An 8,529-nucleotide genomic window follows, 5' to 3' on the forward strand; every position below is an offset into this window, starting at 1 on the left:
CACTGGGGCTGGCAATGGTATAGCAAGCAGGCAGGTATGCAATTTTACAGTTTTGAAAAATCAGACTTAAGAAATAAGGATTATGTTGTAGCACCTGCGTTCTCATCAAAACAAAAAATACTGGATGATACGGTGCTCTATCAAGTTGGGAAAATAGTTTATTCTGCAACTATTTGGAACAGGTTTACAACGGCTCAGTTCGCAAGGTTCTATAACTCATTTCCTAAAAAGATTCCATGGTATATAACACTTTCTCCAGCTGATTCTATTATCATTTATCAGGTTAAAGAACCTGGTGAAGTAAATTCTCATAAAAAAAGGTAAACCGTTTGTTGGGTTTACCTTTTTTAGTTGCTATCAAAGCCTTTTATAACTGTATCCATTGGCGCGTTTTCGTGTTATGCAGCATACGAGGTCTGGCAGCCTCCTTCTCCGATTTATAAAATTGCTGATATTCTTCTTCGCTCATTTCTTCGCGGAGAGCGATGTGAAATTTTGCCAGTTCGGGGTACAACTGGTTGCGCTCCTGGCGCTCTTGGGGGCTGTTTCGGTTAAAATCATAAAATGATTTTGCAATATTTTTCATGTCTAATATTTTGGTTTATAGTTGGTTAGAAAACTATCTTACTACCAAGCCGACACTTTGGTTGTATTTTTTTATGCAATTTTCAAGTAATGGCAACTACAGCGCAGTAGCCGCTATAAAAAGAATCCGCCTGCACCAAAATGATGCAGGCGGATTCTTTTTATTCGTTTAATTCAATTAAGTGCTGCCCGATTTCATTGGCTTGAAAGCGCTTTTCACTGGCAAAACTGCTTCAGACTGATGCCCTGTTTTTCTTTGACAGGGAAGGCCTTCTCCGGATTCTTATTTCAGTCCTAACACCTCTGTGCCCTGCTCAAACACCACATCTACGGGTATATTTTTGCGGCTCAGACGATCCAGGTCAGACTGCAGCTGTGCACTGATCTGCCCTTGTTCGTTCAGCAATTTGCCGACACCGGCATAATCGCCATTGCCCTGCAGCGTCAGGATCAGTTCCGAGAGCTTGTTCATCGCATCGCCCATCTTCACGTAGTTCACCCGGTACTTACCCGTTTGCTCGTCACGTTCAAAAGCGCCATTTTCCTTAAAGAAATTAAAGCGTACCATGTTGGCCTGGCCATGTGCGCTGGCTGCTCCAAAACGAACCGAACGGAAGATGCCCGCCATAAACGTGGTATAATAGTCTTCCAGGCTACCGGTCACTTCCCCTTTTTTGTGCAACTGCGTGATCATGTACAGGCCAAGGATATCCGCTTTGCCTTCTTCCAGGGCAGAAGCATGCTCTTTCAGCGCTTCCCGCACCGTGCCCTTGCCGTTGATGGTGTTCTTGATGCCCAGCCCGTGCGCCACCTCGTGGAACATGGTGTTGGCAAAGAAGGCATCGAACGTCACATGCTGCTTCTGGTCCTCAGCGATCAGTTCGTCTGTGATCGGCAGCATGATTTTGTCAAACTTGGCCTTCATGGCATTCTTCAGCTGCAGGCGGCGTGTGCCTTTTTTGAGCTGCACTTCCTCGTCGTTGGGCAGGTTGATGGCGATCGTCTTGCTACCCGCGTTGCAGTCCCCGGCGTAGTAGACCACATCGTAGGCGTTCAGATCAGAGTCGGTACCGGGTGTTTCCTTTTTATAATTGGCCGGGACGGGCAGGCCACGCTGCAGTTCTGGCAGGAAAGCGGCATACTTCTCCAGGCGTTTGCTCCAGTCCATGTCCTTAATCAGTACATAGGCTTCGTGCGCGGCTTTGTAGCCAAACACTTTGTCTTCGTATGTTTCGATCGGCCCGATCACAACGTCGATGCGGTTGTTCTTCATGTCCATCCAGGCCAGGTCGCTGGGCTGATAGTTATCGTTCAGGAAAGCATCGGCCCGTAGGGTGAGGTATTTCTTCAGGCCCGGGTCATCGGCCAGGGCAGCCGCCTGACGCAGCAGGTCGGAGGCGCGCTTCACCTGGTCCTTGAACTGAACGTGGTAAGGCACCGTCATCAGTTTGCCACCGGCGTCACGGCGCAGGAAGGTATACTGGCTGGCTTTGTCTTTCAGATCGGACTGCTCAAACTCTTCCTTCGTCATGTCGTGCGGGTAGAAGTTGGCCGCATCCGGTTTCGGCCCCACGCCTGCTATAAAAGGTTCGTTGTTGTTGAGCCTGTCCCAGGGGCCATAGTTGATCTTCACAAATTGTTTGGCGGCATCGTCGGTCAGCGCATTTAGTAGGGAATCGCCTTTGCCGTAAGCCTCGTACCAGAACAGCTCGTCCATGATCTTGCCTGCCTCGATCAGCAACGGGATCATCTGGCGTTCCTTTTGGCTCAGGGAGCTGAGATCGGCCGTCAGGCGGAAAGTGGTATACATCCCCAGTTTTTGCTGCAGATCGGTCGCAACAGCCGTAGTATCCGTTTGTACCGTTCCGGTTTCCTCACCACCTTCATTGGTGGTAGAGCCACCGCAGGCTGCCGTCAAAGCGGCTACTGCAGAGGCCAGTATAAAGTGGCGTGATTTCATGTAGGTATAGGTTTAGTTTTATTTCAGGAAGGAAGATAAGAAAATTCAGGCAGTTTTCGTCCTGCCCTTTCGGCCGTAATTGCGCGGCTCAGGACGTCCAGCACCTGCCGGGCCAGGTATAGCTTTTCCTCCGGTGAGCGCTGCGTTACCTGCTCCGACAGGCCCGTCACTTCGACTTGAATATCCGCCAGGTAATCTGCTGAAGAGATAAACTCGGAAACAGAAGTTAGCGCAGGAAAATAACGTTGCAGGTTATCAAACTGGTAAAAAGACAAACGACTGAAGGCTTTTCGGAGAATGCGTTCCCCTAAATCCGTCAACAGGTATACCCGGGTTTCAGTTTCCGGCACGTCTGCTCCGGAGACAACAGGATCCAATACATGGGCCGTGGCCTGGAAACCGGTGGGGAGCGACACCGGGTATACCTGCTGCTTCAGGATTGGGCTCAGCCCTGTCTGCTGCTCTTCGTAGACCTGTTCTTCCCGGTCAGCTGAAGTTCGTTTAGCTGCACGCTGCTTTCTTTCGTCTGATTCCTTTGCCTTTATACCGATCTCTTCCATGGCCGTATGCAGCTCCTGCACATAGTGCGGATTATAGGCGCTGTGGTAGTAGAGTTCTTCACACACCCGGAGCTCGTGCGCTATGTCTTCATCAAACTTACGCTTGTCAAGCGGTTGGATGTCGCTTAACCTAAACGGGCAATAGCGTGCGCCGCGGCCGATCAACTGGGCCTCTGACATCGTGGTTTTTCCGGGCTTCCCGTTTTTGGCATCGTGGGTATCGTAGAGGCGTACGATGTCAAAAAGGTTGAGCACATCCCAACCTTCGTTGAGTTTATCCACCGCAAAAACGGCCCGGTAGGCATTGCGCTCCTCTTCCAGCGAGTTGATGGCCAGCTGCTTCTGCTCGCTCTCCTCTTTGCTGTTCACAGAGATCAGCTTTTCCTCCGAAAAATCATCCTGCAGCTCCGCTACCAGGTTTTCCATCTTTATACCTTGCTGCTCAAAGAACAAAAAAGCCCGGTGCAAGGTATGGCTGCTCTCCTTTCCAGGGAACTGCTGCCGCTCACCTGCCTGCCGGGCGGCATTGCTTTTGAGACGCTCCAGTTTGTCCGGCTTCAGCGAACGTATCCCCTGCACAAATTCCCCGAAGAAGGCATGGCTGTCTTTGATGGTTTTGGATTTGAACAGCAGCACCGGCTTGATGGCTTTTCGGTGCTTTTCAAACAGTTTGCGCCGGTACTGGCTCAGCACCACCGCCTGTAGCGCCCGCTCAAAAGCAGGCAGGTCGGACTGCAGCACCTTTACCTCCTTGGAGTAACCCTCCTTGCGGAACTGCCGGAGTGGGTAGTCGAATAAGAGCTTCTGGTTGTACTTGCGGGCGATCTCCGGATGCGCCAAATCAGCCGTGGCCGTGAACTCGAGCAGCAGGTTGCCGGGGTGCGCCTGAAATAACTTGTGGACAGTCCCTTCCCAGGAAATCATTTCTTCCTTCTCCTCCGCACTCAGCTCACTGCCTTTTTTGGTTTCGGCATTGATGTGGTGGGCCTCGTCCGAGATCAGCACCAGTTTTTGCGCTTCAAAGTCCTCGAATGTCAGGCTATTCTCACGGGGTGTTTGCAGCCTGCTGTGCAACCCCTGTATAGTAGAAAACACCAGGTTGATATCGTCCGGACTGGTCCCCTGGAAGTTATCCACCTCCCTTATCCGCACCTGCCTGCCCTGAATTGCTATGCTGTCGGCAAACAGGTATTTGGAGGAGGCAGGATTCAGGAAATTCTCCCGGGTCTTTTCAATAATGTTGGAGCTGTTCACAAAAAACAGGAAGTTGCGGTAGCCCTGCTCGTAGAGGTATAGCAGGAGCCCGGCCATTACCAGCGTTTTGCCGCTGCCGGTCGCCATGTGAAACAGCAGCTGCAAAGGTGCCTGCACTGGCTTGCCGGGGTACTCGTTCAGATACCATACAAAGCGCCCCCAGGCTTCGGCCTGGTAGTCCCGCTGGCCAAAGCGCGAACGCAGGTTCTGGTATACAGCAGCCGGTACCTGGTCTTTGTAAAAGCCGGCGCCATGCACTGCTGCAACTTCGTCTAATAGTGTATGTAGGGGTTGCATCATGAACAACACGCTCAATTAAGTTTGTGAAACTACCGCCCGAGATCTGTCTTCGGCTGATGTTCCATACTGTTTCTTCGACTATACCTTTCGGCAACAATTCCTCCACCCGGATCACCTTCACCTTATCTTCGCTCCACATACCAGTCTTGCTTTGGTTCACCAGGTATAGCGTAGTTTTCAGATCTTTGGCGACGCGGTACAGGCGGATGAACTTCTGACGTATTTGTAACGATACTTCTTCGGGTGAGAGGTATAGGATGTTACATTGGGTTGATTTTCGTCGCATAGCAGAAATTCAAAGAGAAAATACCTTTGCTGCAGCTTGCTAAAATTGCTGGCGCGGGAGTCCCCCTACAGCAGCTCCTTTGCAAAGGAGAAGCCACTTTCATCATCGTGCCCTTGCAGTTTGGTGTTCGGCATAGACGGCTGTTTTTTGTCTGTAGAACTGTTGATTCAGCTGCTTTTCTTCTTCGGTCACGTTAAAGTCGCCATCCTGCATTTCGGAGAGGTTGATGTACAACTGGTTGTAGTCCAGCAGCGAGAAGAGCACCTGCCGCTTCACGTCCGACTGCAGCTGGCTAAACGCATCAGCCTGAGCGGACAACCTGTCCGGCTCTACTATATAGTGCAGAAAAGGGTTTGCCTCCAGCTCCTCCAGCAGCCCGTCCAGTTCCTCGTCCTGTGCCGCCGTTATCCGCTCTACCCAGTGCTGGTTGAGCCTGGCCATTTCGGCGTACACAAAGCTTCCGCCTCCTTTCCAGCACACCTCCGGCGAAATTCCTTTGCCATCGCCCCGGATCACCTGCTGCAGCCGGTGAGTAGCGTCCAGCTGCCCATAATGCATTTGCTCTATACCGATGTACTGCCGCTTCAGCTTATGGGCCACCGCGGCTGTAGAACCGCTTCCCAGGAAAAAGTCCAGTACCAGGTCGCCTTCTTCCGTGAGCCACTCCAAGGCGCGCCGCAAAATTTCTTCGTTCTTTTCGTGCTCAAATTTGGTGATCCGGCCGGCTACGCTCAGGTCCATCCAGTTTTCGGACAGCAGCACCTGCAGGCGCGGCGGAATGTAGTGCTCCGGTTTGCCTTTCTTGCTGAGCCGGATGAGCTCAAAGTCACCGGCATCGGTGATGCCGTGCTCGCTCAGGTATAGCGGGTAGTATGCGTCAATTTGTTCATCCGTCAGGATCACGCCTTCTCCCTCAAACTGCCGGATGTAGTCGCACAGCTTGCTGAAATTGGCCACCGCTGCCTCCGAGCGCCTGCGTTCCCAGCGCCACTGACCGGATTTCGGTTCCACCCCCAGCAGCGCGTACCGCATCGTGGGCCGGTCGGTGCCGCGCCAATGGTTGTTCCAGACGCTGGCCGTGGCGCCCTTTAGCTCCTTGAAAAGGATCGGCAGTTTCACCTCTTCCCGCCTGGAGTAAAGCAGGATGGTATCAAAGCCGGCATTCAGCTTCTGGATCTTGTTGAACTGCAGTTGCAGACTCTTAGTGCCTTTCTTGACAATGATGGAGTTGCGGTAGTTTTCACGCCCGAACACCTCATCGCACAGCACCTTTAGGTAGCTCTCCTCGTTGTTATCGATCTGGAGCAGGATGAAGCCATCGGGGCGCAGCAGGTCCCGGGCTACTTCGAGCCGGTTCTTCATGAACGTGAGCCAGGTAGAGTGGTTGAAGCTATCGTTGTAGCGGAAGCTGTCGTTGCCGGTGTTGTAAGGCGGATCGATGTAAATGAGCTTCACCTGGCCGGCGTATACGGGGCGCAGGCTGTGCAGCGCCAGCAGGTTATTTCCCCGGATGATGACGTTATCCTGAGGCGACAGCTTTCCGACTGCTTCCTTTCCATTGGCCGTATACCTGCTGAAGTTCGTCAGCACTTTGGGTGACAGCAGCCTGTCTACCTGATCCGGCGCCAACGTAGCATTCCAGAATACTTCTTTCTGAGCCCGGCTTTCTTTTGTCTGGTTGCCTTCCAGCACACAGTCTTTGTATGGCCAGGCTAGCACCACTTCCTGCGAAGCTTTCAGGTACTCCCCGTTGGAAGACAGCCCCAGTTTATTCTTAAAAGCGGTATAGCTATCGGGCAGAAAGGCTTTGCTGTTGACAAACTGCTGGAACCGGATCTTATCAAACACGAGCAGCCCGTCTACTTCCTGAAAAAAGTGCTTCCGTATACCTGCGTGTGACAGCAACAGGTGCAGCAACGAAGCGTCCGGCTGCAGGGCCAGTTCCACGACTTTGTTCCTGAGCAGCTTTCCGTCTGCCACCAGCCGCTCGTCCTGCTCCAGTACCTGGGTCAGTTCCTGTAACAGGTTCTGCACCTTGCCTTTTTTCTGCACCGTTACCGTCTCATCCATACCTTTCATTTCTAAAACACTGCTCTCTTCAGACAGGGAATATATACTTTAAACTATAAATTAAAAAGCCGCTGCCGCTGCAAATGCAGACGACAGCGGCTTTTTAATTTTTTGAATATGTCTTAAAACAAGCCGAAAAGCTCGCTCTGAATTCTTTCTATGATTGAACCCAGATCTTCTGGGTTAGCCACAAAGTCCATATTATTTACGTCGATCACCAACAGCTTGCCCTGGTCGTAGCTGCTCATCCAGGTGTTGTAGTGCTCGTTGAGGTTGCGCAGGTAGTTGATGCTGATGTTGTTCTCGTAGTCGCGGTTGCGCTTCTCGATCTGGCCGATCAGTTTGGGCAGGTCGGCCTTCAGGTAGATCATCAGGTCAGGCGCTTTTACCATGCTGATCATCGACTGGAACAAGGCAAAGTAGTTCTCATAATCGCGGGTGCTCATCAGCCCGGAGTCGTGCAGGTTCTTGGCAAATATATACGCGTCTTCGTAGATCGTGCGATCCTGGATCACATGCCCGTCTTTGGACTGTATGAGCTGTACCTGCCCGAAGCGGCTGTTCAGAAAGAACACCTGCAGGTGAAATGCCCAACGCTCCATATCCTCATAAAAATCCTTCAGGTAGGGGTTGTTCTCAACTGCTTCCAGGTATAGGTCCCACTTGAAGTGCTGGGACAGTTTGGTGGCCAAAGTGGTTTTGCCGGCGCCAATGTTGCCGACGATTGCAATGTGCATGATACTAGTGTTATGAATGAAAACCGGGTTACAAAACTAAGGCTTTTTTTGAGGATGACGCAGCTAAATCTTAATTCTTCCGGAAGGTTTTTGAAGAGAATTGACACAACGAAAGTTAGCTCATTGTATCTGCTTCTCTTCCAGCTTTTTGTATCGCGCCCATATTTTAAGCACAATTCCCCCGCCACACAACCTATTAACAACCAGAGCATTACAAATTATTCATCAACTCAACCTGTGACGGCGCGTACATGCTAGGAGTAAACCAAATCGATAAACGCCATGACAAAAGGACATAATAAGGACCAGAACAAATCGCAGAAGCCGGAAGCTAAAAAACAAGGCGGACAGGAAGGAAATCGTAGCCTGAGCGATCAGCAGAAAGATAAAAGCCCAGACCAGGGACGCAACGACAAAAAAGACCAGTCGGGTGGCACCAAAGGCCAGAATGCTATTTAGAAATTCATAAAAAAACAGCCGCGGCGCCTGTAGACTTGAGTTACAGGCGCCGCGGCTGTTTTTCAGAAGTATAGATTGAAATTATTATTTTACCATTCTAAGTATCTCGTCTGTAGATCGTCTCTTGGAGAGCGTGTATTTCATTTCAGCTCTCACATATCCAATTGCAATCACACAAATTATTTTTTCAGAAGGCGGTATACCTAAGATGTTACGAGCTTTGTTTTCCGGTTTGTACTCTTTCCCCCAATTGGCCGGGCATGCTCCTATTTTGTAATAATGGAGCGCATATAAAAGATTCATCAGAAATATACCTCC

The 8,529-nt window shown here is 50.9% G+C and carries 7 protein-coding genes and 1 pseudogene; 2 read left to right on the forward strand and 6 right to left on the reverse strand.

Annotated elements, in window-relative coordinates:
* A pseudogene (locus tag OB13_RS08790) lies at positions 1–324 on the forward strand (hypothetical protein); the annotation flags it as partial.
* A gap of 43 nt (positions 325–367) precedes the next feature.
* Here the strand turns inward: OB13_RS08790 and OB13_RS08795 are convergent.
* The 5 genes from OB13_RS08795 to OB13_RS08815 all read right to left on the reverse strand — a co-directional run bounded on the left by OB13_RS08795 (position 368) and on the right by OB13_RS08815 (position 7,752).
* Positions 368–586 carry a hypothetical protein gene (locus tag OB13_RS08795; RefSeq protein WP_461489790.1) on the reverse strand — a complete coding sequence of 73 codons (219 nt, stop codon included), beginning with the start codon at positions 584–586 and terminating at the stop codon, positions 368–370.
* Between the two features lie 282 nt (positions 587–868).
* A complete protein-coding gene (locus OB13_RS08800; protein WP_461489791.1) occupies positions 869–2,545 on the reverse strand; it encodes a dipeptidyl-peptidase 3 family protein in 1,677 nt (558 codons plus the stop codon).
* Between the two features lie 23 nt (positions 2,546–2,568).
* Entirely contained in the window at positions 2,569–4,659 is a 2,091-nt protein-coding gene (locus OB13_RS08805) for a DEAD/DEAH box helicase family protein (RefSeq protein ID WP_461489792.1), read from the reverse strand.
* A gap of 388 nt (positions 4,660–5,047) precedes the next feature.
* Positions 5,048–7,024: a DNA methyltransferase gene (locus OB13_RS08810; protein WP_461489793.1), complete on the reverse strand. Its 1,977-nt coding sequence runs from the start codon at positions 7,022–7,024 to the stop codon at positions 5,048–5,050.
* A 113-nt stretch (positions 7,025–7,137) separates the two neighbouring features.
* On the reverse strand, positions 7,138–7,752 hold the full coding sequence (locus tag OB13_RS08815) for a deoxynucleoside kinase (RefSeq protein WP_461489794.1): 615 nt from the start codon (positions 7,750–7,752) through the stop codon (positions 7,138–7,140).
* A 282-nt stretch (positions 7,753–8,034) separates the two neighbouring features.
* On the opposite strand from OB13_RS08815, the gene OB13_RS08820 reads away from it, so the two are divergent.
* On the forward strand, positions 8,035–8,211 hold the full coding sequence (locus tag OB13_RS08820; RefSeq protein WP_461489795.1) for a hypothetical protein: 177 nt from the start codon (positions 8,035–8,037) through the stop codon (positions 8,209–8,211).
* An 84-nt stretch (positions 8,212–8,295) separates the two neighbouring features.
* Here OB13_RS08820 and OB13_RS08825 read toward each other — a convergent pair.
* On the reverse strand, positions 8,296–8,529 hold a 234-nt coding region (locus OB13_RS08825; protein ID WP_461489796.1), incomplete at its 5' end, for a nitroreductase family protein.

This window comes from Pontibacter sp. HJ8, from assembly GCF_054824225.1.